Origin of the sequence: Clostridium beijerinckii (genome assembly GCA_003129525.1) — a bacterium.
Taxonomy (GTDB): domain Bacteria; phylum Bacillota; class Clostridia; order Clostridiales; family Clostridiaceae; genus Clostridium; species Clostridium beijerinckii_D.
On the sequence record CP029329.1, the window covers coordinates 1,517,929 to 1,544,778 of the forward strand.

The window sequence follows — 26,850 nt, forward strand, 5'->3', positions numbered from 1 at the left end:
TTATTTCATCCTTTGCTCATATTCTCTTTCAGCTTGTGGCTTTTTCAAGTAAAATGGAGTGGAGTTTGGATCGTCAAAGTCACCATTTTTTAACAATATACTACCTAACTCACCTAAAGAAGAAGCACGAACTAAATTAAGATGATTAGGTGGGAAATAACAATTTGGACAATTTTTAATTAAATAATCTTTATATTTTTCTACCCCATCACCAATAAAGATAACTTTTTCTTTTTTAGCTTTGATTATTTCTAGAAGTTCATCAATATCTAATGCAGAATAGTCTAAAAGTTTTTCTAATGTAATTGGTAATTCATGTTTCAAATCAGAACTTTCTGATTCATTATTACAATCAAAAAAAGTTGAATGTCCCTTGTATAGTGAAGTATACACACTATTTCTTAAAGCATCCATTATAGGACAGATAAGTCCATCAAAATTAGATGCACTGAGTGCCAGGGCATCTAAACTAGATACACTAACATAGGGTTTACTACTTCCGAAGCTTAGACCTTTGATTGTTGCCATACCTATTCTAAGTCCTGTGAAAGAACCAGGTCCTTTAGAAACAACATAACCATCAATATCATCTATACTTAAACTATTATCAATCAATAAATCTTGAATTATAGTCATTAATATTACAGAGTGTTCTTTCTTATCATTTAAAGTAATTTCTCCAAGTAATTTCTCATCCTTAATTAAGGCAACAGTTGCAACCTTTGAAGATGAGTCTACAGCAAGTATAATCATAATTTCAACTCCTTTATATAATCATATCTTTCTCCATACGGAGTTAAAGTTATTTTTCTATAATCTTCGCCGATAGCAAAGTCTTTTTCTATTTTTATATGAAGTAAATCCTTTGGTAGAATTTCTTCTATATAATTTGCCCACTCTATAATAGATACTGCATCTGAAAATATATAATCATCAAATCCAATTGCATAAATTTCATCAGGATCACTTACTCTATAAACATCAAAATGATTAAGCTTTAATCTGCCACCTTCATATTCATTAACAATTGTAAAGGTTGGACTAGTAATATTATCATTTATGCATAAACCCTTTGCAATTCCTTTTGTAATATGGGTTTTACCAGTGCCTAAATCTCCAGTTAAACAAATTATATCGCCGGGTTTCAATAATTCACCTAATTTAATTCCTAATTGAGTAGTGTCATGAACACTATAAACTTCAAATTGCATGAAATGCCTCCTTTAAATGAGAATTTAGATTTTACATTTAGAAAATTTAATAAATAATTTGATTTTGTATTTTAGCAATATATAATAAAAATAAGCATATAAATTCTCATTCTTTTATTTTATATCAAAAATCTATAAAAGCAAATTATTAATAAGGTATATACAAAAATAATAAAATAAATTTGTATATATTTATTTTGAATTAGTTGGTATAATAAAATCAAATGTATACTAAACTAAATTAACAGATTAATAAGAAAAGTAATATATAATAATTAAAATATAAAGATAAGTAGTTGAATTTTGGAGGTGACTTATTTTTGAAGAAAATTACCTTTGCGATGGTGATAATAACTATTGCATTGTCTTTTGGTATGAGTTTATTTTCAAGCCCTTTATTAGCTAATACTGAAAAGAATAGGACTGAAAACAGAGATGAGTATTTAAATATAATGACAGTTAATAAACCACAGTATTATATGGTTAAGAAAATTATAAAGGAAAAGAATAATGTAGAATATATGTTTACTAATGAAAAAGAAATTAGTGAATTTAAATATAGTGAAGATGTTTTAAGAAACATATCAAATATGGATTTATTTATATATTCAGGTACTTCATTTGAACCTTGGAGCAATTCATTTATTGATGAATTAAAGAAGGGGAATCTTGGCATAATAAACTTAGCTAGAGGAGTCAGACTTTTTAATTATACTTATGATGGGAATTCTAAAGAAAATCCTTATTATTTCGAAGGTATAGAAGAATATAAGATATCATTATATAATGTAAAGGCAGCTATACAAGATAAAGATCCACAAAATAGGGATTATTACGAAGAAAATTATAATGAATCTATTAAACAATTTGATGAAAATATAAAAAAATATGTAGATAAAATAAAACTACTTGATGAGTATAAATTTATAACATTAAACAATGATTTTGACTATTTAACTAAATCTCTAAATTTAAATACAATTGAGCTTGATAATCATGAAGTAGCTGAATTTATAAAGATTAATAATTTAAATCCTAAAAAAGTTATTATTATAGTGGATGGAGAACAAGGAACAAAAATTAATTTATCAGGATATAATACAATAAAACTATGGAAATATTATGGAGATATGTCTTTTGATGATTTAATTTTATATAATATAAATGAATTATCGAAATGGGCAAAAACAAAAGAAGTTACGGATTTAAGCAATATAACATAACTTAAATATAGATATGAAGAGTATAATAATTTTAACTTTTGGTATCTACATAATAATATTATATTTAAGTTTACATTGATAGAATAAAAAACTTATTGATTTATTTATAAATGTGTTATATAATCATTATTGTCTTAGGGGTATGGCTCAACGGTAGAGTAGTGGTCTCCAAAACCATTGATTCTAGGTTCGAATCCTAGTGCCCCTGCCAAAAAATCGTAATACGTTGTATTACGATTTTTTTTATGCAAAAAAATTCTTATATGACATATTTTTAGAGCTGATCACCAGGGTATTCATAATTTATTTATGGTATTCGGGTGGGAATTATTTTAGAAAAGACGTTTAAATATTTATATAGTATTAAATAAGAAAGTACTCTCATATAATATATATGATTCTAATTATATTATTTGTGGAAATATCAAATTTTGATGAAAAGTAGAAATGAATGATTTGAATTTTGACTACTGCTTATATTAATATTAGATATATATTAAGTGCATATAAATTAATTATAAAAAATTATAGGGGCTGATTTTTAATGAAGGGAATATTTGAAAGGATATTTGAAGATTCAAATGAAACTTATGAAAATGATCTTAATACAGCAAGCTTGGTAGCTATGTCAAAAAAAAATGTTGATGAAATTAGACATTCTACAGGTTTTGATTTTGTTTTTAACAATAATGGTACGTATAAATATATAACAAGACAACATGGTTTTGGGAAAAGTGTGAAACTTCGTGGAAAGATTACAGTTCCAGGAGATGGAGTCTATTCTGTAAATATTCGATCTTCAGATGGTGGCGGTGGTAAATGGGATGGTATTAGAGCAAATCAAGAAGTATCATGTATTATAAATACAAGTTTTTGGCATGAAACAACTATTACAGTTTATATATATTCAAATAAGCCTAACTGCAATGGGCATGCAATTATAGATTATTCTCTATAAGATATATTTAATACAAATTAGGCATATTAAAGAAAAGATAACAAATCAAAATAAAGTATATTTCATGCAAGAAGAGGAAGTATGATACAAAATATACTTGTATACTGATTTGTTATTTTTTAAAGAAACACTGACTATTTACATATCGACATATTTACTTAATATTGCTATCATAGGATTTAAGATAAAATTTATTTTGATTGGGGAAATTAAAAGATGTTAAAAGTAACAAAAACGGATAAAGCTCCAGCAGCTATTGGACCATATTCTCAAGCTATAGGTTTTGGAGATTTATTATTTACATCAGGACAAATACCTTTAAATCCATCAACTGGTGAAATAGTAGGTACAAATATACAAGAGCAAGCAACTCAAGTTATGAAGAATATTGCAGCTATATTAGAAGTTAATAACATCGATTTTAATAGTGTTATAAAAACAACCTGCTTTATTGCTAATATGAGTGATTTTGCCAAGTTTAATGAAGTTTACGCTAAATATTTCATAAGTAATCCAGCACGTTCTTGTGTGGCTGTAAAAGAACTTCCGAAAGCAGTTTTATGTGAAGTTGAAGTAATTGCTTGTAAAAATGCATAATTGATTAATTTTAAGATCATACATATTACAATTTCATAAAAAAGTAAAAGTGTACTATTGCAAAGTTTGTCTTTACAATAGTACACTTTAAAAAATTAAGCTTTCTTTATTTCTAGAACTAATTCGTCCATAAGCTCTTTAACAGTAGTCATTTTTGTAAGTCTGCTAGCATTTTCTCCACAAAAGATAAGTCCTTCATCAACATTGCCGTTTACTGCATTTATTAGAGCTTTACTTATACAATAAGGAGTATTAGCAGGATTACAAGGCGTTAAACAATTGTAGCAATGAGTTATTTTTTCTCTTTCAACAAGAGTTCTTTTAACAAAAGGATTTTTAATAGCACGCCCAGGCATTCCTACAGGACTTTTAACTATTTGAACATCCTCATTTGAACAATTTAAATATGCGTCTTTAAATGCTTGTGAAGCATCACATTCTTCAGTTACTACGAATCTTGTTGCCATTTGAACACCGCTAGCACCAAGTTTAAGATACTTAGCAATATCATATCCGTCAAAAATTCCTCCAGCAACTACAACAGGAATTTCTTTATTATATTTTTCAGCATATTTTTTTGTTTCATCTATTATATCTATAACAGTTCTATCAAAATCAAAATTTTCATTTTCTAATTCTTCTAATTTAAATCCTAAATGACCACCAGCCTTCGGACCTTCAATTACAATGAGGTCTGGAGCTACATTATTATGTTTATCCCAAAGCTTTAATATTACTTTGGCAGCTTTTAAAGTAGAAACAATAGGTGCGATTTTTACAGAAGTTCCTTTAACTATTTTAGGCAACATGGTAGGAAGTCCTGCACCAGAAATTATTAAATCAATTCCTGCCTCTATTGCAGCTTTTATATGTTCTTCATAAAAATTAGTTGCAACCATGACATTGATACCTATTATGCCGTTTGGTGCTTTAGCTTTTGCTAGAGCAATGTGTTTTTTTAAAGCTTTCAAATTTGATTCTACAGGGTTTTTTATAAAATCATCTTCATTATAACCAAGTTGAGCAGCGGAAATAATTCCAATGCCACCAGCATTTGCAACAGCAGAAGCTAATTTAGAAGATGAAACACCAATGCCCATTCCTCCTTGAATAATAGGAATAGGAGCAATTAAATTTCCAATTTTAAGTGAATTAAAATTCATTTTACATATATCCTTTCACGAGAAAATTCGATAATAAAATATTTTGACAATCAAAGCATTTTATTTTACTATATTATAAAATAATATTGGTACTTAAACAAGGAGAATTTTAAAAAAGTGCTGTTTTATTAGGAATATGAAATAAAGTAATGATAAAAATATACTAGTATACGGTCTTGCTATTTTTATGTATGTATAATAAATGTTCTTTTATAATGCTTAATTAAGTTATTTAGTGTGATTAATTACAGTTTAAGATTTAATAAATTTAATTTCTATACTTGTTGACATAAACTATAAATGCATGATACAATATTAGATGTCTTAGGGGTATGGCTCAACGGTAGAGTAGTGGTCTCCAAAACCATTGATTCTAGGTTCGAATCCTAGTGCCCCTGCCACAAAGGTTGTAGTACGTTGTACTACGGCTTTTTTTTATACTCTATTAAATTATAATGTGCGGATAATCCTTAGAGAAAACAGAAAAACATAATTTGTTATTAGAGTTTCATATATAATAAGAAATATATGAAAAAATATAATGTAGTTAAAATCATAGATGATATATTTAGTGAAATGGTTAATTTCATTATAAGCAGTAATTAAAGGCTTTTAACTTAAGTATATTTAGTAGTTAAGTTTAGTAATTTTGAATGCATTAAATATGATTTGGTCAAAATAAAGTATAAATACTCATACAAAATCAATTAAACGAGTGTATTTACAAGACAACTGCTTCTAGTGTATCAATATGCATTAAAGGGAATAAAATAGAGAATAATATAGAATTATGAATTTAAAGTGCAAAAACAATAGTTATTTTAATGGTTTCGATAAATATAAAGTGTTAAGATAAAAGACGTCGCAAAGAGACACAAACAACTTAAAAGAATTTAATAAGAACCCTTTGAAATATAGGAGTTTGAAAGATTTAAAAAAAGTTGTTGACAAGATTGAAACCAAGTGATACACTAAGTGAGTTGCTTGATTGCGACAAAGAAAAACAAATAGTTACAACGAAAGTTGTGAAAGAAAATGGTCTTTGAAAATTGAACAGAATAATATAAGTACATTTAAGTAAACCAGCAATTTTTATTTGAGTAAGCTAAGATTAAACTTTTTATTGAGAGTTTGATCCTGGCTCAGGACGAACGCTGGCGGCGTGCTTAACACATGCAAGTCGAGCGATGAAGCTCCTTCGGGAGCGGATTAGCGGCGGACGGGTGAGTAACACGTGGGTAACCTGCCTCATAGAGGGGAATAGCCTTCCGAAAGGAAGATTAATACCGCATAAGATTGTAGTTTCGCATGAAACAGCAATTAAAGGAGCAATCCGCTATGAGATGGACCCGCGTCGCATTAGCTAGTTGGTGAGGTAACGGCTCACCAAGGCGACGATGCGTAGCCGACCTGAGAGGGTGATCGGCCACATTGGGACTGAGACACGGCCCAGACTCCTACGGGAGGCAGCAGTGGGGAATATTGCACAATGGGGGAAACCCTGATGCAGCAACGCCGCGTGAGTGATGACGGTCTTCGGATTGTAAAACTCTGTCTTTGGGGACGATAATGACGGTACCCAAGGAGGAAGCCACGGCTAACTACGTGCCAGCAGCCGCGGTAATACGTAGGTGGCAAGCGTTGTCCGGATTTACTGGGCGTAAAGGGAGCGTAGGTGGATATTTAAGTGGGATGTGAAATACTCGGGCTTAACCTGAGTGCTGCATTCCAAACTGGATATCTAGAGTGCAGGAGAGGAAAGTAGAATTCCTAGTGTAGCGGTGAAATGCGTAGAGATTAGGAAGAATACCAGTGGCGAAGGCGACTTTCTGGACTGTAACTGACACTGAGGCTCGAAAGCGTGGGGAGCAAACAGGATTAGATACCCTGGTAGTCCACGCCGTAAACGATGAATACTAGGTGTGGGGGTTGTCATGACCTCCGTGCCGCCGCTAACGCATTAAGTATTCCGCCTGGGGAGTACGGTCGCAAGATTAAAACTCAAAGGAATTGACGGGGGCCCGCACAAGCAGCGGAGCATGTGGTTTAATTCGAAGCAACGCGAAGAACCTTACCTAGACTTGACATCTCCTGAATTACTCTTAATCGAGGAAGTCACTTCGGTGACAGGAAGACAGGTGGTGCATGGTTGTCGTCAGCTCGTGTCGTGAGATGTTGGGTTAAGTCCCGCAACGAGCGCAACCCTTATTGTTAGTTGCTACCATTTAGTTGAGCACTCTAGCGAGACTGCCCGGGTTAACCGGGAGGAAGGTGGGGATGACGTCAAATCATCATGCCCCTTATGTCTAGGGCTACACACGTGCTACAATGGCTGGTACAGAGAGATGCGATACCGCGAGGTGGAGCCAAACTTCAAAACCAGTCTCAGTTCGGATTGTAGGCTGAAACTCGCCTACATGAAGCTGGAGTTGCTAGTAATCGCGAATCAGAATGTCGCGGTGAATACGTTCCCGGGCCTTGTACACACCGCCCGTCACACCATGAGAGTTGGCAATACCCAAAGTTCGTGAGCTAACCGCAAGGAGGCAGCGACCTAAGGTAGGGTCAGCGATTGGGGTGAAGTCGTAACAAGGTAGCCGTAGGAGAACCTGCGGCTGGATCACCTCCTTTCTATGGAGAAATCTAGTTCAGCATGATGTCTGACTAGTACAGATACATTTATGTATCAAAAATAAAATACTTACTCGACAGGTTGCTTAAATGTTACTTATATTCTGTTCAATTTTGAAAGACTAAGTCTTTCAAAAAAAAATTTTGCTTTAAATAGTGAAATTGAAGATGTTCTTTGAAAATTGCATATAGATTAATGTATAAAATACAACAAAGCCAAGAATTATATTCTTTGTGAAATGATTATAGATAAACAAATTGTAAACAATCTTTGGGTATATATCGCTATATACACAAAATGTATATTAATTTGTAAATAAAAGGTCAAGCTACAAAGGGCGTATGGTGAATGCCTTGGCATCAGGAGCCGATGAAGGACGCGATAAGCTGCGATAAGCTTCGGGTAGACGCACATAGTCAGAGATCCGAAGATTTCCGAATGAGGAAACTCACATGGGAAACCCCATGTATCTTAAAGTGAATACATAGCTTTATGAAGGTAAACCCAGGGAACTGAAACATCTAAGTACCTGGAGGAAGAGAAAGAAAAATCGATTTTCTTAGTAGCGGCGAGCGAAAAGGAAAGAGCCCAAACCAGAAATTTATTTCTGGGGTTGCGGACAGAACATAACGAGAAATCATGGTTAATCGAACATAACTGGAAAGTTAGACCGTAGGGGGTAATAGTCCCGTAGATGAAAATTATGATAATCAGTTCTGCACCAGAGTACCACGAGACACGTGAAACCTTGTGGGAAGCAGGGAGGACCACCTCCCAAGGCTAAATACTACCTGATGACCGATAGTGAAGCAGTACCGTGAGGGAAAGGTGAAAAGAACCCCGGGAGGGGAGTGAAATAGAACCTGAAACCATATGCCTACAACCGATCAAAGCACCATATGTGTGTGATGATGTGCTTTTTGTAGAACGAGCCAACGAGTTACGGTATGTAGCGAGGTTAAGTACTTAAGGTACGGAGCCGAAGGGAAACCAAGTCTTAATAGGGCGACTAGTTGCATGCTGTAGACCCGAAACCGGGTGACCTATCCATGGCCAGGTTGAAGCGAGGGTAAAACCTCGTGGAGGACCGAACCACGTTGCTGTTGAAAAAGCATGGGATGAGCTGTGGATAGCGGAGAAATTCCAATCGAACTCGGATATAGCTGGTTCTCCTCGAAATAGCTTTAGGGCTAGCGTCGGAAAATGTGAGTAGTGGAGGTAGAGCACTGAATAGGCTAGGGGGCATAGCGCTTACCGAACCTTATCAAACTCCGAATGCCATATACTATCAGTCCGGCAGTCAGACTGTGAAAGATAAGTTCCATGGTCAAAAGGGAAACAGCCCAGATCGTCAGCTAAGGTCCCAAAGTGTAAGTTAAGTGGAAAAGGATGTGGGATTTCTAAGACAACTAGGATGTTGGCTTAGAAGCAGCCACTCATTAAAAGAGTGCGTAATAGCTCACTAGTCAAGAGATCCTGCGCCGAAAATGTCCGGGGCTCAAACTTACCACCGAAGCTACGGGTTCACAATTTATTGTGAGCGGTAGAGGAGCGTCGTAATCGGGCTGAAGTCGTACCGTAAGGAGCGGTGGACTGATTACGAGTGAGAATGTTGGCATTAGTAGCGAGATGTAAGTGAGAATCTTACAGGCCGAATATCTAAGGTTTCCTGAGTAAAGTTTGTCTTCTCAGGGTTAGTCGGGACCTAAGGCGAGGCCGAAAGGCGTAGTCGATGGACAATTGGTTGATATTCCAATACCACTACAATCGTTATTATCGATGGTGTGACGGAGAAGGATAGGATGTGCTAGCTATTGGATGCTAGTCTAAGCGTTTAGGGAGTTAGGATAGGCAAATCCGTTCTAACAATTCTGAGGCGTGATGGGGAAGGTTCTACGGAACCGAAGTATCTGATTCCATGCTTCCAAGAAAAGCATCTAGAAAGAGAAGTAGTGCCCGTACCGCAAACCGACACAGGTAGATGAGGAGAGAATCCTAAGGCCGACGGAAGAATTGCAGTTAAGGAACTAGGCAAATTGACCCCGTAACTTCGGGAGAAGGGGTGCCTGCAGCAATGCAGGCCGCAGAGAATAGGCACAAGCAACTGTTTAACAAAAACACAGGTCTCTGCTAAAGCGTAAGCTGATGTATAGGGGCTGACGCCTGCCCGGTGCTGGAAGGTTAAGGGGAATGCTTAGCGGTAACGCGAAGGTGTGAACTTAAGCCCCAGTAAACGGCGGCCGTAACTATAACGGTCCTAAGGTAGCGAAATTCCTTGTCAGGTAAGTTCTGACCCGCACGAATGGCGTAATGACTTGTGCACTGTCTCAACTGCAAATCCGGCGAAGTTGTAGTGCGAGTGAAGATGCTCGCTACCCGCGATTGGACGGAAAGACCCCGTAGAGCTTTACTGTAGCTTAGCATTGAATTTCGGTATTGTCTGTACAGGATAGGTGGGAGACTGGGAAACCAGAGCGTCAGCTTTGGTGGAGTCGTTGTTGGGATACCACCCTGATAGTATTGAAGTTCTAACTGGATGCCATGAAACTGGTGACAGGACATTGTTAGGTGGGCAGTTTGACTGGGGCGGTCGCCTCCTAAAATGTAACGGAGGCGCCCAAAGGTTCCCTCAGAACGGTCGGAAATCGTTCGAAGAGTGCAAAGGCAGAAGGGAGCCTGACTGCGACACCTACAAGTGGAGCAGGGACGAAAGTCGGGCTTAGTGATCCGGTGGTACCTCGTGGGAGGGCCATCGCTCAACGGATAAAAGCTACCTCGGGGATAACAGGCTGATCTCCCCCAAGAGTTCACATCGACGGGGAGGTTTGGCACCTCGATGTCGGCTCGTCGCATCCTGGGGCTGAAGTAGGTCCCAAGGGTTGGGCTGTTCGCCCATTAAAGCGGCACGCGAGCTGGGTTCAGAACGTCGTGAGACAGTTCGGTCCCTATCCGTCGCGGGCGTAGGAAATTTGAGAGGAGCTGTCCTTAGTACGAGAGGACCGGGATGGACTGACCTATGGTGTACCAGTTGTTTCGCCAGAAGCATAGCTGGGTAGCTAAGTCGGGAATGGATAAACGCTGAAAGCATCTAAGTGTGAAGCCAACCTCAAGATTAGATTTCCCATAGCGTAAGCTAGTAAGACCCCTTGAAGACTACAAGGTTGATAGGTCAGAGGTGTAAGTATGGTAACATATTTAGCTGACTGATACTAATAGGTCGAGGGCTTGACCAATATATAATCAAGTTGTAAAATATACATTAACATCTATATGCAATTTTGAAAGAACAATTCTTTCAATAAAATAGCACAAACGATAGTTTGAGTCAGTTTTCTTTAAAGGAAACACTAACTCACATGCGTTCGTTGGTGTGCAGTTTTTCAACCAAATCGTAGATTTGGGAAAAACAAGCATCTCGTGACGATGGCATAGAGGTAACACTCCTTCCCATTCCGAACAGGACAGTTAAGGTCTATAGCGCCGATGGTACTGCACGGGTGACTGTGTGGCAGAGTAGGACGTTGCGAGGTAAGTTAAAAGAGAATGTCTTAAAGTGATTGGTAAAATCATTTTGAGATATTCTTTTTTTGTATAAGAAATTATAGAACTTTCGAAGTTGCTTATCTATTATTTTCTAGAGTTACCTTTGGGCTTTAAAGCGAATAAAACAGCAAGAAGAATTTAATAAAAATGAACAAGATAATGATATATTAGAATTATATAATTAGTGGTTTAAAGTTTTATATTATGTTAGAAAAACATAAAAAATATTAATATATATTCTATAATACATAATAAATTTAATTTAATTTATTATAAATAATATCTTCAAATATATATATGTAATAAAGTTAAAAATAAAATTTTACAATATATAAAAATAATACTAAAAAAATGTTATAATTATGTTATTTAAAAGTTATATTTTATCAATTTAATAAAATATGTTTGGAAAAATGGATATTTTAATGTGAAATTTATGTCATTTTATGGCTGAATGGTATTGAATTCCATTGAAATGAATACATTATTAGTATAAGATAAGCATATTATGGCAAAAATCCATTATGAGGTGGAATACAATATGAATAAATTAGTTTTACTAAGTGAAGTAAGAAAAGGAAAAAGTAAATTATTAGAATTTAATAAAATTAAAAGTGTAGAAGAAGACTCTGATAATTCATATGTTATTTTTAAAGAGAAATTTGATTTTTTACAAAATCATGAGGATTTTATGGAGTTAGATGGTAAAAAAAAAGATTATACTAAATATGAAAAAACATTAAATGCACTGATGAAAAGAACTTTTTCATTAGATAATAGAATTTTCTTAATAGAATTTTTTAACTCAATATATAATGATGAGTTAAGTGGAAATACTAGAATTGAATATATTAAAAATAAAGATATTATCAATAATGAAGAAGTGATAGTTCTAAAAAATTCTAGTTATAATGTTAGAATTTCAGTAGAAGATGAACACAGAAGATTCCAATACCAAATGCAGTTTCAAACTAGAGACGCTGAAAATATAGCAATAATAATAAATAAAAAAGAGTTGACTAATGGTTATGATAATATAGTAAGTCTTAACAAAAAGAAAAGGGAATATGAAAAAGATAATTTGAATAAAATCAAAAAACACAATTATGCAAAATGTTTAATAATGTTGAATTCCAATATTCAAGTCCCTGATGTATATGAATTTAAATCAAGTTTTAAAGGGGAAAATATAGATTGTAAGATTAATGTAATTAAAAGCTGGAAATACGATTTCAGACAGCTGTTTGAAAAAAATATGTATCTATTATTTCCAGTAAAAATACTAGATCTTAAAAAAAGATTATTAAGCTTAAGCACAGAAATGAATTCAAGAGATTTAATCAAAGATTATATAGTTAAGTTTTTTAAAGACATGAATAAATATTTAAATAAAATTAAAGATAAAAATTTAATTACAGACAAAGATATTAATGAAATGAACTTAATAGCAGTTGATTTATTAAATCATTTTATAAGAGAAAAAAATAATATTTTTGTAGATATAAAGAGAGACATAGAAGCTACTTTAAAAAGTATAGTCGTATAATAAATATCAACTAAGGTATATGCAATAAAATAACAAACTAAGTATGTGCTGTATATTCTTTTAATGTATGTTATTAATACAAGGATATATTTTGTAAATTAGCCTTATATTAATAAGAATAAAAAAAAACCTAAGGGTTAAAATATTATTATCGGCAGAGGAAATTAATCAAGTTTTTTCTACTGATAAATACCAAATTAACCGAGGAGGGATTTATATGTCAAAGAGTAGTTCATTAGTTCCAGAAGCAAGACAAGGTTTAGCTACATTCAAGAACGAAGTGGCTCAAGAACTAGGAGTTCCATTTAAAGAATATAATGGTGACTTAAGTTCAAGACAATGTGGTTCAGTAGGCGGGGAAATGGTAAAAAGAATGGTAGAGGAATATGAGCATAGAATATAATAAGAATCATATGGTTCTAAATTAAAAATGTGTATATGTTAGAAATAACATAATCATATTCTAAAATGAGAGATACATTACAAATATGTAATGTATCTCTTATTTTTTTGTTTTACTTTGGACTCTTTCTTAATTTCGTGCTAAAATTAGAACAAAAGTTCGTGATAAAAAATTGATTATAGGTGATTAGATGAAAAAAATTAAAATTTTACATACAGCAGATATACATTTTGATACTCCATTTAGTGGAATGACACCAAAAGAAGCTTTAAAAAGCAAAGAAGAATTAAAGCAAGTTTTTGAAAAGATAATAAAAATGACTTTGGAAAAAGAAATTGATATCCTTTTAATTGCAGGTGATATATTTGATAATTTATCTGTAAATAAAACTACACTTTATTTTATTAAAAATTGTTTTGAAAATATAAGTAAAGTTAATGTTTTTATAAGTCCAGGAAATCATGACCCATTTAACGAAAAATCTTTTTATAATATTGTAGAGTGGCCTAATAATGTTCACATTTTTAAAAATTCTATGGAAAATATAATTTTGGAAGATTTAAATACTGTAGTTTGGGGTGCTGGATTTAATACTTCTCATGTTAATAAATCACTATTAAAAGAAGTTAAAAGAGTAGAGGAATATAATAATATAATGGTTCTTCATGGTGAAATTACAAATACCAAAGATGGAAATGAGTATAATCCCATTACTGAAGAAGAGATAGCTAGAAGTAATATGGATTATATAGCACTAGGGCACAGACATAAGTTTTCAGACGTTAAAAAGATAGAGAACACTTATTATAGCTATAGTGGTTGTCCACAAGGGAGGGGCTTTGATGAGCTTGAAGATAAGGGAATAATTCTAATAGAGCTTAAAGATAAATTTGTAGAAAGTAAGTTTGTTAGAACATCAATTAGAAATTATTATGAAAAAGAAATAAATATTCAAGGGTGCTTTGGATATAGTGAAGTAAAAAACAAGATTATTAATGAAATTCCAAGTAATCATAGGAAAAGTAATTTTTATAAAATCATTTTAAAAGGAGAAGTATGTGAAGAATTTACATTAAATGAAGAATTTTTGCAAGAATCACTTAAAGATGAATTTCATTTTGTAAAGATCATAGATAAAAGTGAAATTAAATTAGATATAAATGAATTAATTAAGGGCTATTCATTAAAAAGCATATTTGCTAAAAAAATATACGAAAGATTACAAAGTGCAGAAACAGAAGAAGAAAGAGAATGTATAATTTTAGCACTAAAGATAGGGCTTCAAAGTATTTCGGGAGAAGAGGTAAAGATTTATGAAGGATAAACTAATTAAAAATAGATTTATAATTTATAGATTTAAATTATATAGGAATAAGAATGAAGAGGAATACAAACATGGATCAATTTTATCTTATGAAAGAGGTGAGATTGTTGATAATTAAAAAAGTTAGTATTGAATTTTTTGCTGGGCTTAAGGGGAAGAGTTTAGATTTCACGAAGGGGTTTAATTTAATTTATGGAAAAAATGAGAAAGGTAAAAGTTCAGTAGAGAATTTTATTAGAATATGGTTATATGGAATTGATAGTTCTAGAGGGAAGTTTAATGATAGAAAAAAATACTTACCCTTAACTGGAGAAAAAATTTCAGGTGAATTAACTGTAAATTATAACGGGAGAGGTTATATTATAAAACGTAGCTTTGGAACAACTAAAAAGGACGATACTTGTGAAATTTTAGATGAAATAACTGGTGAAGTCATAGAAATTGAGCATAATAACGAACCTGGAAAAGACTTCTTTAATATTAATTTAGCTACCTTTATGAAAACTTTATTTATAAGCCAGCTGGGGGTTATTGTTTCAAAGGATAAAGAAGAAGAAATAATGGAAAAAATAACTAACATATATAATACTGGAGATGAAAACACTTCTGTGAAGAAAGTTATTGAAAAACTAGAGAAAAGGAAAAAACAATTGGTAGCAACTAGAAAAGGTGGAGAATTAGATCTATTAAAAGAAAATAATAATTCTCTTAAAACAGAATTATGGGAAGCTTATAAATTAGGAGAAGAAAATGTTGATAATGAGGAAAATTTATTAAAAAAGAAACAATATAAAGTGAATATAAAAGAACAAATTCAGAAGTTAGACTTATATAAAAAATATATCAAGAAAATAAAACTTCAGAAGGATTATAAAGAAATAAGTAATTACTGTATAAAAGGAGAAGAACTTAAAAGGAAACAAGAGGCTATAAGTGGAGAACTTAAAAATGGAAATGATTATATAACAGTTGAATTTTTAGATGAAATAAATGAAAAATCTTCTAGATACTTAAGCTTATTGGATATAAAACAAGAAAAATCAAATAAATTTTACCAATTACAAGAGGAATTAAAAGAAAAAAATAAAAATATGAAAAGTTATAGTGTATTTTCATCAATGGGAAATAATATCAAGGAAAAGATATATACTTTAAAACTTGAACAAAAGAGCCTAGAAGAAAAGCTTAATGATATTATTAATATTCAAAATTCAATTTCTAGATTTAAAATGGATATAAGTAAGCAAGCTAATAATATTGGTAATTTAGAATTTGTAGAAAAATATAGAGATGAAATAGAAGAATTACTCAACTTTTATAAGGAGGGATTAAAGGAATTAAAATATAAAATTGAAAGCCAAAGTTATAGAAAACCGGAAGCAAGGTCAAAGAATTCCCATAAAAAAATAAATTTTGTTTATTTAACTGTATTTATTAGTGTTTTGATATTTATTTATTCAATGATAAATCAGATAATTCCTGTCGTTATTACATGTATACCTGTATTTATTGTATTGATAAAATTGTATTTAAAATATTCTCTAGCAATAAAGAATAGTGATTTTATTAATAAGAACAATCAATCAATTGAAATGCTGAAAGAAAGAATTACAGAATATGAAGATAAGTTGAATTTTTATATTTATGACACTAATTCTGCAACCTATGAAGAATTTATTAATAAGCTCACTCAATATGATAAGTATAAAAGTTACAAAGATAGTGTATCTTTGGTTGTAAAAAATAAAGAAGATGAGCTTAATAAATATGATATTACTGAATTAAAATCAAAATATAATAGAAACAAGGGAATAATAACATCTTTATATAGTGTTATGTCATGTGATTCATTAGAGAAGGTATTAGAACAAGTGGAATTTTATGAAGAATTAAAGGCAAATATAAATAGGAGTGAGTATGAAATTAATGGAATTAAGCAAGAAATAGAGAATATTAATGAACAATTAATTGATAAAGAAGATGAAATAAGAAAAAAAGTTTCTATGCTCGGATTAGAAAATGTAGAAATAATAGACTTGCATATTAAATTAAAAGAATATAAAGATAAGATGAACAGGATGAAAGAAATTAAAAATGAACTTCAGAATGTAGAAGAAACTTATAAGGTTTTATTGAAGGATAGGAATATAAATGAAATAAAAGAAGAAATGAGACAAATAATTAGCCAAGAAATAAATTACACGTATGAGTCAGAAGAAGAAATAGATGTTGAAATTAGAAGACAATCAAATGAATTGTTAAAAGTTGAAAAAGAAATAAAAGACCTAGAGCATCTTATAGAAAAGAGATATCTAGGAAAGAGAGAAATTTCAGAAATAGAAGAGGACATATTAATTAATAAGGAAAGAATTATAAAATTAGAAAAAGAATTTAAAGCGTTAGAACTAGCAAGTGATATATTTCAAGAATCATTTAATGAAATTAGGGAAAATGTAGGTCCAGATTTAAATGAAAAAGTTGTTAAAAAATTTAATTTGTTAACAGATGAAGGTTATGAAGAAGCTAAAATATCAGAAGATTATAAGCTTAAGATAAGAAATAACGGAGTATTATTTGATGGAGACATATTAAGCAATGGAGCTAAAGATCAACTATACTTAGCTTTAAGACTTTCTTTTATAAACATGTTATTTAAAAATAAAGATGTCCCAATATTTCTAGATGATGCTTTTGTACAGTACGATGATGAAAGAAGAAAGAAAGCATTACAACTTCTAATTAAAGAAGACTTTGCGCAAACAATTTTATTTACGTGTCAAAAGATAGAGAGGGTAATCTTAGAGAATGATTGCTATGAATATAATTTAATCATGCTAAATTAAAGTGCCTTATCTTGACATATTTAAGTTTTATCAGTAATATTATAAACAGAGTTGCAAATGCAAATCAAATGCAAAACGGAGGTATAATATGAAAAGGAAAATTATTTCAGGGTTTTTAGCCACATTAATGAGTATTATGTTGATCGGCTGTGGATCTAAGAACGATACTACAATAGAAAATACAACTGATGAGAAATTGAGTATTATTGTTTCGATATATCCATTGAAAGAATTTACAGAGAAAATTGCAGGAGATAAAGTGACGGTTACTTGTTTAGTACCAGAGAATATGGAACCTCATGATTATGAACCTAAAACTAAAGATTTTGAAGAGTTAATTAAGAGCAAGGCCTTTATTTATAATGGATTGGGTATGGAGACTTGGGTAGATCAAGTTAATGAAACTATTAAAGACAAGGGTGTAACTATTGTGGATTCAAGTACTGGTGTTGAAGTTAGAAAAGAAGAAGATACTATTGATCCTCATATTTGGTTAAGCTTAAAAAATGCAGAAATACAATCTGAAAATATAAAAAATACTCTTGTTAAGCTAGATGAGAAAAATAAAGATTATTATGAAGAAAATTATAAAAAATTTAAAGAAGAATTAGAAAGTTTATATAATGAATACAAACCTAAATTTGATACATTAAGTAAAAAGAATTTCATAACAGGTCATGCTGCTTTTGGATATTTATGCAGAGATTTTGGATTAACACAAAAATCAGTAGAAAACTTATTTGCAGAGGGAGAACCCACTCCAAAGCAATTAGAAGATTTAGTTAATTTCTGTAAGGAAAATAATATAAAGACTGTTTTCTCAGAATCGCTAGCAAGTCCTAAAGTTTCAGAAACTTTAGCGAAGGAAGTTAAAGCAAAAGTTGTACCAATATTAACTTTAGAAGCTAAAGAAGAAGATAAGAATTATATACAAGCTATGAAATATAACTTAGATGAAATATATAGATGTTTATCAGAAGAGGCAAGTAAAGCTGAATAGAGCATAAATTATGCTAAAAATTCACAATGTATTTAAAGATTACAAAACTATCTTTCAAAGCAAATTTGAGAGATAGTTTTTTTCTTTTATATCACTGAAATTAATTTAGAATAAAGATCAAAAAACAAGAAACTATATTAAAAATAAAATTACTCATCGTTAAACCTCTGATAATATATTGCTTTGTTATATATAATTTACATATTTGAGCTAACTCAAAGTCAATACTTTTTGAAAATAAAAAAAAGTGTTAAACAATATAAAAAATAGCATAATAATTACAAAAATTCATTAGAAGAGTGATACAATATTTATTATAGAAGAAAAAGACTAAATTATTGAGACAAGGGGTAGGAAAAATGGAGAATGACAAAAAGATTGCAGTTTTAATTGATGCAGATAATGTATCAGATAAATATATAAAATATATATTTGATGAAATTTCAAATCATGGAACACCAACTTATAAGAGAATTTATGGAGACTGGACTAAGCCACAACTTGCTTCTTGGAAGAATGTGCTTCTTAATTATTCTATTACTCCAATTCAACAATATAGCTATACAACAGGTAAGAATTCAACAGACTCAGCATTAATAATTGATGCAATGGATATACTTTATTCAAAAAATGTAGATGGCTTTTGTATTATTTCAAGTGATAGTGATTTTACAAGGCTGGCTGCAAGATTAAGAGAAGCAGGAATGTATGTTGTTGGTATGGGAGAGAAGAAAACACCTACGCCTTTCATATCAGCTTGTGAGAAATTTAAATATCTTGAAGTTTTAGCTGGAAGCATTACCAATATTAATAATATTGACGAAGTTCTAGAAAAGCAACATACACCAAAAGAAGAGGGTTTGACAAATCTAGGAGAGTTAATAAAATCTATAAAGAATATTATAATAGAGAGCTCTGATGAGGAAGGTTGGGCAAATTTAGGTGTGGTTGGAAATAAACTAAATATGCGTTACCCAGATTTTGATACAAGAAATTATGGATATCCAAAGCTATCTTCTTTTATATCATCATTAAACAAATTTGAAATACAGTCAGGAAAAACAAATAGAGGAGAAACACTTATTAGAAACAAAATAAAAAAATAAAAAATTAATAGTGCTAACTATCAGATAAAATAGAACAGTTGAAATTACGCGCAATAAAGCAGATTGAAATATCTTACAAGAAATATAAGATGTCTTAATTTGCTTTTATTCTACTATGGGAGAAAATTAATAATTAAAAGAATGTATGGCAAATAATTGACACACTCTTATAATAACGTAAAATAGAAATAGTAAGTGTTAATTATACAGATAATTTAAACTAAAGCTTTATTATTATAATAAAAATAAAATTGTATTAAGGAGAGATTATGAGTTTATCAGAAGAATTTTATAAAAATAATGTGGAAAATAATAGCAAAAAAAGTAATGCTTTAAGCAGTAAAGTAAATATTATTGGATGGAGTAGATTAGTTGTAGTATTACTATGCACTTTGATTGATTACTTTTTATATAGACAAAATAAAATAATGTTAATTGTAGTTGCAACAATATTTCTTATAGGAGTCTTTTTAGGTTTAGTATTTTATCATAATAATATATTTGAATATAAAAAAAGAATTGACTTGTTAATAAATATTAATAAAAATGGGCTAAAAAGACTGTCTGGAGAGTTTAAAAATTTAAAAGATAATGGATCAGAATATTTAGATGATGAGCATTCATTTATAAATGATTTAGATGTGTTTGGGAATAATTCAATTTTTCAATACATTAATACTACAGTTACTAAAGGGGGAAGAACAGAATTATCAAAATTATTGAAAAGAGAAAAGGTTTTAACTAATAATGAGATAAAAGAAAGGCAAGAAGCTATAAGGGAGTTAGGGGAAAAAGTTATATGGAGACAAAAAATAATTGTTGAAGGTAGCTTAAAGAAATCAAAAGATATGCACTTATCTTCTCTCATAAAGTGGAGCAAGGATAAAGAATTTTCAAACCCTTTAAGAGTAGCCATTGCTTGTACTTTTATGCTAGCAACTATTTTTTCAATATATTTAGCAGTTAAAGGAATAATACCAGAATCATTTTTAATTTTAGATTTTATGGTGAATTTTATTGTTGTTAAAATATTATCTAAAAGTATGGCAAAAGAACTTAGATTATTTGAATCTATAAAACATAGTGTAGATGGATATAGTAGAATTTTATGTTTAATAGAAAATGAAAAATTTAATTGCTTATATTTGAAAAAATTAAATAATAAATTAAAAAGTGATAAATTAAGTTGTAAAGAAGAAATGAGAAAACTTTCGAATATATTAGATTGGGCTGGCAATAGTTCATATAATGCATATTATTTAGTATTAAATATCCTTTTCTTTTCAGATGTGTTTTTAATGAGAAGTCTAGAAAATTGGAGAGAAAGAAATGGTGACAAACTTGAAGAATGGCTTAAAGTAATGCATGAGATAGATGCATTAAATAGTATATGTAATCTTTCTTTTGAAAATGAAGATTGGACTTATCCTGTAATTTTAAATGAGAATGAGATAGAAGGAATTAATATAGGTCATCCACTACTTGGAACGAAAGCGGTTAGAAATACATTTTCATTAATAGGAGAAAAAAAGGTATCCCTAATTACAGGTTCTAATATGTCTGGTAAAAGTACGTTCCTAAGAACATTAGGTGTAAATTTAGTTCTTAGTTATATAGGGGCACCGGTATGTGCAGATAAATTCTCATGTGGTATTATGAATATATATACTTGCATGAGAACAAAAGATAATTTAGAAGAAAGTATTTCATCCTTCTATGCAGAAATTCTAAGGATAAAAATATTAATAGAAGCATCCAAAAGAGGCGAAAAGATATTTTTTCTTTTAGATGAAATATTTAAAGGAACCAATTCTAAAGATAGACATACAGGTGCTATAGTACTAATCAAACAATTAATTAAATATGGAGGAGTAGGACTTGTATCTACACATGACTTAGAATTATGTGACTTAGAAAGAGAAAACAAAAGTATAATAAATTATAACTTTAGAGAATTCTATGAAAATGATAAAATAAAATTTGATTATATATTAAGAAGTGGAAAGAGTGAAACGCAAAATGCAATTCATTTAATGAAACTTGCAGGAATAGATATTTAAAGGAAACTCAACTCGTATTCACTCACTGAGTGTGATTCACACCAAATCAGAGATTTGAGTTCTCTACTTAAAATAAATTAATTTTAGAAAGGAATAGATATGGGGTACATTATTATTGATTTGGAGTTTAATAATTTAAAAAATATAGCTAATTATCATAAGAATTTTTTTCAAGAATATGGGGAATTTGATTCAGTCAATTTGGAAAATGAAATTATAGAAATAGGAGCTGTAAAAGTAGATAAGTATATGAAACCTATAAGTGAAATTAGAGAATATATTAAACCTACAGTATTTCCTCTGATTAATCCTGTAGTAACTGAAATCACAAAAATAGATATGGATATACTTAATGAAAAGGGAATACCATTTGATAAAGCTATAGGGAAACTTAAAGATATGTTTGAAGATGGAGATATTCTTTGTTCATGGGCAAAAGATGATGTTGTAGAATTAATTATAAATGCAAATTATTATAATTATAATGATTTAAGCTGGCTTAATGAATATTTAGATATTCAAGAATATGTAACTAAAATGTTAGCTCATAAGAAATCATTAGGACTTAAAGCAGCTTTAGATGAGCTTAAAATTAAGGTAGATGAGACAAAATTACATGATGCATTAAATGATGCTAAGTATACAGTTGAGGTATTTAGAAGAGTATATAATTCTAGAGTTATTAAAAATTATTTAGTTAAAGATATATATAATATGCCAGCAATACATGTTTCAAATCTTGAAAGTATTAAAATTGATGAAGAAAAATTAATGCTAAAATGTCCTAAGTGCGGCAAGAAAGTTAAATTAGAAACGCCAATAAAACTTTTGAATTGGAGGTTTGCAGCTGTAGGCATATGCACTAAATGTAAAAATAATGTTTTGTGCGAAGTTTTAGTAAAAAAAACCCTCAAGGGAGAAGAAGCATATAATGAAGTTAATAGTATTCTAAAAGATGAAGTGTATTTAAATTATATTTATAAATTGGAAAATTGGAATGAATAAAGGTGAATTTAAATAAATATTCAACGATAGTAAGAATTTCTTTAAAGAATTTCAACTTAAAATGTGCTAAAATAGACTTATAAAGAAAAGTCGGACGAATATATTAACGAAAGGATTTTATTTATGAATATAGCCTTTTTTCTTACACCTAAAAATGAAGTGGTATGTGAAAATCAGGATGCAACAATGAGACAAGTTATGGAAAAAATGGAGCAGAACGGATACACAGCAATACCAATTATAGATAGAGCAGGAAAATATGTAGGAACATTAACAGAAGGAGACTTATTATGGAAATTAAAAAATACTAATAATTTAAATTTTAAGAACACTGAAGCTGTTAAAGTTAAAGATATAACTAAGAGAATAATTCATAAATCTGTATCTATAACTTCCAATATAGAAAGCCTAATATCGTTAGCAGTAAGCCAAAATTTTGTGCCAGTAACTGATGATGACGGAACCTTTATAGGAATAATAAAAAGAAGTGATATAATAAATTATTGTTTTAATGAAATGGAAAAGAGAAAAGATTTAGAAAGACAACATTTTTCAATGTATGATGAAGGATAAAAAATTACGGGTATTTCACAATACCCGTAATTTTTTTAATTAGTTATTCTGCACTTTGATAAGTTTCAATTACAAAATCAAATTCAGCAGCATCTGTTATTTCACCATAGGAGTCTTCCTTAATTCCTGGATAATAATAGAGTACTAATTTATCACCTGAATTATTTATATTTTCTAGTAAAATATATAGATTATTTAATGTGCAATCTTCAACAACAGCTAAGACTTTATATTTTGAAGAGCTTCCATTGTCATTGTTAGTAAGATCTAATATGAAATTGTTAAATTTTCGTACATTAACTCTTTCTTTATCACAAAAGCAAATCAGAGATTCACTCCTACAGCTTGAACATTTTTTAAAATTACAATCAAAAGCACAGTTTAAACATTCGCAATGAGAACATTTTTCTAATTGCGTAAAAGTTTCTCTGTTTTTAGCTTTAAAATCTTGAAGTAAGGTAATACTTGGATTAGATTTAAACATTGAAAATAAAGATTTCTTTTTGCAATCAGCTTCAGCAGAGTCTAAAAGCTTAGTATATTCTTGAAGTATTGATGATTTAATAAAATATTTTCGTATATTTAAATCTCGTTCAGAAACAAAGGGAGATATCTCACTTATAGCATAAGCTACATCAGTATAAATTTCCCCCCAATATCTTCTTTCTTCATTGATAAAATCAATATCTTTATCATTATCCATATTGAGCACCTAATTATTCTTATATTTTGCTAATTCAAGGTCTAAGTCAACTTCATCTAGTTTTGCAAATTCACTATCGAAATTATCTAAATCTCTTAATTCTCCCAAGCCTTGAGCAAGAGATTCCTTTCTTTGAATTTTTCTTTCTATACTATCAATTTGTATTGAATTACTCTTAGTTTTAACATTAGCAAGTACTTCATTAACTTTTTGAGATGCTTCAGCATTTGCAAATCTAGCAGCAGCCTCATCTCTATAACTTCTAGTTTTTGTTATTTCGTCTTCTAAAGCACGAAGATTTGATTTTAATGTATCAGCTTGAACTTTTGAGTTATCATAGCTTGCTTGTAAAGAAACAATTTTTTTATCTACTTCAACTTTTTTAGCCAAAGCTCTCTTAGCTAGTTCTTCGTTTTCTTTACTTAAAGCTAATTTTACTTTTTGATCATAATCTTCAGATTCCTTTTTAGAAAGAGTTAATTTCTTTTCAATTTCATGAACATTTCCCAAAACTTGAGCTGAACTTAATTTAGCTTTATTGAATTGTTCATCCATATCTCTTATTTTTTGATCTAATAACTCAACAGGATTTTCCATTTCATCTAATGTAGTATTTACCTTTCCTTTAATCATATTTGACATCCTTGTAAAAATTCCCATATAAATACCTCCAAAAATTTTGTTATTTTCTCTTATTATTTAAATATTTTTTTATTAATACAATGGCTAATAGAAATACTCCAGCTAAAACTAAAGTATTAACTATTGAACTCGAAGCTGAACCAAAATAAAATGGTCTGTAAAATCCACCGAAGCCACCAAACCCGCCGAAGAATGGAAAGAAAGAGCTTCTGCCAGAACTATTGTTATAGGTCTGAGTGGTACTATTTTTATTATCATTTGTATTAGAAGAACTCGAAGAATCATTAGTTTTATTTTTATCAGTTGTAGAATATGAGCCACTACTAAATCCCTTCGAAGCACCATCACTATTAGAAGAAGTACTTGAATCAGAACTAGCTTTTGAACCACTACCACTACTACTATTTGAAAAGTCACCTGTTTTAAATCCTTCAGCACTTTTTGAACTAGTTGAATCTTTGCTTGTACTAGTAGAAGATTTACTCGATGAATTGCTAACAGATCCTGAACTAAATCCACTTTTTGATTTTGAACTACTTGTACTAGATTTACTGCTAAAACTTGACTTGCTACTACTTTTAGCAAAAGCTGTTGTGCTATCATACGGACTTATACCTGTGAAGGACAATGCATCTAAAGGAAAACTTGAAAATGCAAAGATAAATGTTAAAAGCAGAATTAAAGCATATTTTTTCTTAATCTTATTAATAGTGATCACCCCTTAAAGACTATGTATTTATTATATAAAAAAGATTACTTATACACAATATGGAGAAACAACGAAAAAAGACTAAAAAAGATTATTAGAATTAAATATCATCACTATAGGGTCATATATCTCACATATAGCAGTAATATCTAATGTTTTAAACGGTATTTCATACCGCTTAATCTATATTTGCCATTTGAGTCTTGATTTAAGAATAATTATTTACAACAAATTATATATTTTGCTATTTATTATATAAAGGTTTTCAATTAATTATATCATAAGTATGTTAGTAGTACATTAACATATACTTGTATAATCGTTTTTCTTAGATTAATATTGTAAGTAGAGTAAATTATAATTTAAGGAGTGATGATTAATGTCTAATGAAGAAACAATGAATAGTATGGGTGAACTTTTAAATGATTATGATGTAAAGAGATTGAGTAGGGGGGATATTTTAAAGGGTAAAGTAATAGATGTAAACGATAAAGAAGTTTCGGTTAATATAAATTATGCTTTTGATGGACTAATATCTAAAGAGGAACTATCAGCAGATGGAAAAGATCCTAGGGAAGTAGTTAGTACGGATGATGAAATTGACGTATATGTTATATCTCCTAACGATGGGGAAGGATACGTTGAACTTTCGTTAGTAAGAGTATTAGAAATAAAAGAAAAAGAAGAAATAAAGGAATCTTTTAAAGAACAAAAAAATATTACTGTTAAAGTTAAGGAAGAAACTAAAGGTGGAATAATTGCTTATTATGGAAATGTAAGAGTCTTTATTCCAGGTTCACTTGCAAGTAGAGAAAGAGTTGAACTTAGTGCTTTAGTAGGAAAAGAACTAGAGATTAGAATTACAGAATTAGATTTTAGAAATAAAAAAGTTGTAGGATCAAGAAGAGTTATTGAAGAGGAAGAATACAACAAAAATAAAAAGGTTATATGGGACAGTTTAATAGAAGGCGAAAAAAGAAATGGTGTTGTTAAGAAACTAGTTAAATTTGGTGCTTTTGTAGATATTGGTGGAGTAGAAGGTTTAATTCATATTTCAGATTTATCCTGGGAAAGAGTAAATAGACCAGAGGATGTAGTTAAAGAAGGCGACAAAGTTGAAGTGTTTATAGGAACTGTAGATAGAGAAAAAGAGAGGTTATCTTTAATATTAAAAGATGTAACAAAGGAACCATGGACAGTTCATAGTGAAGATATTAAAGTAGGAGATTTGGTAGATGGTAAAGTTGTACGTCTTACGACATTTGGAGCATTCGTTGAACTATTTGAGGGTGTAGATGGATTGGTACATATTTCGGAAATTACAGATGAGCGTATTGTAAAACCTTCAGATATATTAGAGGTTGGTCAAAAAGTAAAAGTAAAAGTATTAGATATTAATAGAGAAAATAAGAAAATAGCTTTGAGTATAAAAGATGCTGAAGAAACTAACAAAGAATATATTAATTACACCGATAATGAAGATAGTGAAGGAACATCTTTAGGAGATTTACTTAAAGGATTTAAGTTCAATTAACAGTTAATGCCCTTTAGGGTACCCTGTGGGCAATTAAGGAACAAAGCCTATGGGCTTTGGAATAAATAAGACTCT

Annotated in this window: 19 protein-coding genes, 2 tRNA genes and 3 rRNA genes; 18 read left to right on the forward strand and 6 right to left on the reverse strand. The window is 30.4% G+C overall.

The genetic code is table 11. From position 1 onward, the window contains the following. Both tsaB and DIC82_06685 read right to left on the reverse strand, forming a co-directional pair. A complete protein-coding gene (gene tsaB / locus DIC82_06680) occupies window positions 1-753 on the reverse strand; it encodes a tRNA (adenosine(37)-N6)-threonylcarbamoyltransferase complex dimerization subunit type 1 TsaB (GenBank protein AWK50717.1) in 753 nt (250 codons plus the stop codon). Then, a complete protein-coding gene (locus DIC82_06685) occupies window positions 750-1,211 on the reverse strand; it encodes a tRNA (adenosine(37)-N6)-threonylcarbamoyltransferase complex ATPase subunit type 1 TsaE (GenBank protein ID AWK50718.1) in 462 nt (153 codons plus the stop codon). The genes tsaB and DIC82_06685 overlap by 4 nt, the downstream gene beginning before the upstream one ends. 320 nt (window positions 1,212-1,531) lie before the next feature. Here DIC82_06685 and DIC82_06690 point away from each other — a divergent pair, with 320 nt between their 5' ends. From DIC82_06690 to DIC82_06705, 4 genes are all read left to right on the forward strand, one after another. Then, on the forward strand, window positions 1,532-2,434 hold the full coding sequence (locus DIC82_06690) for an ABC transporter substrate-binding protein (GenBank protein AWK50719.1): 903 nt from the start codon (window positions 1,532-1,534) through the stop codon (window positions 2,432-2,434). Between the two features lie 136 nt (window positions 2,435-2,570). After that, window positions 2,571-2,645: transfer RNA gene (locus DIC82_06695), tRNA-Trp, on the forward strand. Between the two features lie 333 nt (window positions 2,646-2,978). Next, window positions 2,979-3,392: a hypothetical protein gene (locus DIC82_06700; protein ID AWK50720.1), complete on the forward strand. Its 414-nt coding sequence runs from the start codon at window positions 2,979-2,981 to the stop codon at window positions 3,390-3,392. 216 nt (window positions 3,393-3,608) lie between these two features. Further along, a complete protein-coding gene (locus DIC82_06705) occupies window positions 3,609-3,989 on the forward strand; it encodes a regulator (protein ID AWK50721.1) in 381 nt (126 codons plus the stop codon). A gap of 95 nt (window positions 3,990-4,084) precedes the next feature. Here DIC82_06705 and DIC82_06710 read toward each other — a convergent pair whose 3' ends face one another. Next, window positions 4,085-5,152, reverse strand: a complete 1,068-nt coding sequence (locus tag DIC82_06710; protein ID AWK50722.1) for a nitronate monooxygenase — start codon at window positions 5,150-5,152, stop codon at window positions 4,085-4,087. Window positions 5,153-5,478: 326 nt separating this feature from the next. On the opposite strand from DIC82_06710, the gene DIC82_06715 reads away from it, so the two are divergent. The 13 genes from DIC82_06715 to DIC82_06775 all read left to right on the forward strand — a co-directional run bounded on the left by DIC82_06715 (window position 5,479) and on the right by DIC82_06775 (window position 23,187). Further along, window positions 5,479-5,553 (forward strand) — tRNA-Trp (locus DIC82_06715). Between the two features lie 721 nt (window positions 5,554-6,274). Continuing rightward, a 16S ribosomal RNA gene (locus DIC82_06720) occupies window positions 6,275-7,786 on the forward strand. Window positions 7,787-8,104: 318 nt separating this feature from the next. After that, window positions 8,105-11,018: ribosomal RNA gene (locus tag DIC82_06725) — 23S ribosomal RNA — on the forward strand. 179 nt (window positions 11,019-11,197) lie between these two features. Beyond that, window positions 11,198-11,314: ribosomal RNA gene (gene rrf, locus DIC82_06730) — 5S ribosomal RNA — on the forward strand. The 16S, 23S and 5S rRNA genes sit together here, the layout of an rRNA operon. A 554-nt stretch (window positions 11,315-11,868) precedes the next feature. After that, window positions 11,869-12,873 carry a hypothetical protein gene (locus tag DIC82_06735; GenBank protein AWK50723.1) on the forward strand — a complete coding sequence of 335 codons (1,005 nt, stop codon included), beginning with the start codon at window positions 11,869-11,871 and terminating at the stop codon, window positions 12,871-12,873. Window positions 12,874-13,090: 217 nt separating this feature from the next. Then, the gene (locus tag DIC82_06740) at window positions 13,091-13,276 is read left to right on the forward strand and encodes a small, acid-soluble spore protein, alpha/beta type (GenBank protein ID AWK50724.1); all 186 of its coding nucleotides are present in this window, start codon (window positions 13,091-13,093) and stop codon (window positions 13,274-13,276) included. A 190-nt stretch (window positions 13,277-13,466) separates the two neighbouring features. After that, the gene (locus DIC82_06745) at window positions 13,467-14,600 is read left to right on the forward strand and encodes a DNA repair exonuclease (GenBank protein ID AWK50725.1); all 1,134 of its coding nucleotides are present in this window, start codon (window positions 13,467-13,469) and stop codon (window positions 14,598-14,600) included. Between the two features lie 107 nt (window positions 14,601-14,707). After that, entirely contained in the window at window positions 14,708-17,443 is a 2,736-nt protein-coding gene (locus DIC82_06750; protein ID AWK50726.1) for a hypothetical protein, read from the forward strand. A gap of 88 nt (window positions 17,444-17,531) precedes the next feature. Then, window positions 17,532-18,443 carry an ABC transporter substrate-binding protein gene (locus DIC82_06755; protein AWK50727.1) on the forward strand — a complete coding sequence of 304 codons (912 nt, stop codon included), beginning with the start codon at window positions 17,532-17,534 and terminating at the stop codon, window positions 18,441-18,443. Window positions 18,444-18,802: 359 nt separating this feature from the next. Then, a complete protein-coding gene (locus tag DIC82_06760) occupies window positions 18,803-19,549 on the forward strand; it encodes a Maebl (protein ID AWK50728.1) in 747 nt (248 codons plus the stop codon). Window positions 19,550-19,818: 269 nt separating this feature from the next. Then, window positions 19,819-21,609 (forward strand): DNA mismatch repair protein MutS, encoded by a 1,791-nt coding sequence (locus DIC82_06765; GenBank protein ID AWK50729.1) that lies wholly within the window; start codon window positions 19,819-19,821, stop codon window positions 21,607-21,609. A 99-nt stretch (window positions 21,610-21,708) separates the two neighbouring features. Next, entirely contained in the window at window positions 21,709-22,614 is a 906-nt protein-coding gene (locus DIC82_06770) for an exonuclease (GenBank protein AWK50730.1), read from the forward strand. A 123-nt stretch (window positions 22,615-22,737) separates the two neighbouring features. Then, the gene (locus tag DIC82_06775; protein ID AWK50731.1) at window positions 22,738-23,187 is read left to right on the forward strand and encodes a CBS domain-containing protein; all 450 of its coding nucleotides are present in this window, start codon (window positions 22,738-22,740) and stop codon (window positions 23,185-23,187) included. A 43-nt stretch (window positions 23,188-23,230) separates the two neighbouring features. On the opposite strand, the gene DIC82_06780 is transcribed toward DIC82_06775, so the two are convergent. From DIC82_06780 to DIC82_06790, 3 genes are read right to left on the reverse strand one after another with little or no spacing between them, the layout of a single operon-like run. Continuing rightward, on the reverse strand, window positions 23,231-23,890 hold the full coding sequence (locus DIC82_06780) for a DUF1292 domain-containing protein (GenBank protein ID AWK50732.1): 660 nt from the start codon (window positions 23,888-23,890) through the stop codon (window positions 23,231-23,233). A 9-nt stretch (window positions 23,891-23,899) separates the two neighbouring features. Beyond that, window positions 23,900-24,550: a phage shock protein A gene (locus DIC82_06785; GenBank protein ID AWK50733.1), complete on the reverse strand. Its 651-nt coding sequence runs from the start codon at window positions 24,548-24,550 to the stop codon at window positions 23,900-23,902. Between the two features lie 22 nt (window positions 24,551-24,572). Continuing rightward, window positions 24,573-25,250, reverse strand: coding sequence for a hypothetical protein (locus tag DIC82_06790; protein AWK50734.1), 678 nt, complete (start codon window positions 25,248-25,250; stop codon window positions 24,573-24,575). Between the two features lie 370 nt (window positions 25,251-25,620). Here DIC82_06790 and DIC82_06795 point away from each other — a divergent pair, with 370 nt between their 5' ends. Beyond that, window positions 25,621-26,775, forward strand: coding sequence for a 30S ribosomal protein S1 (locus DIC82_06795; GenBank protein AWK50735.1), 1,155 nt, complete (start codon window positions 25,621-25,623; stop codon window positions 26,773-26,775). Window positions 26,776-26,850: the final 75 nt, after the last annotated feature.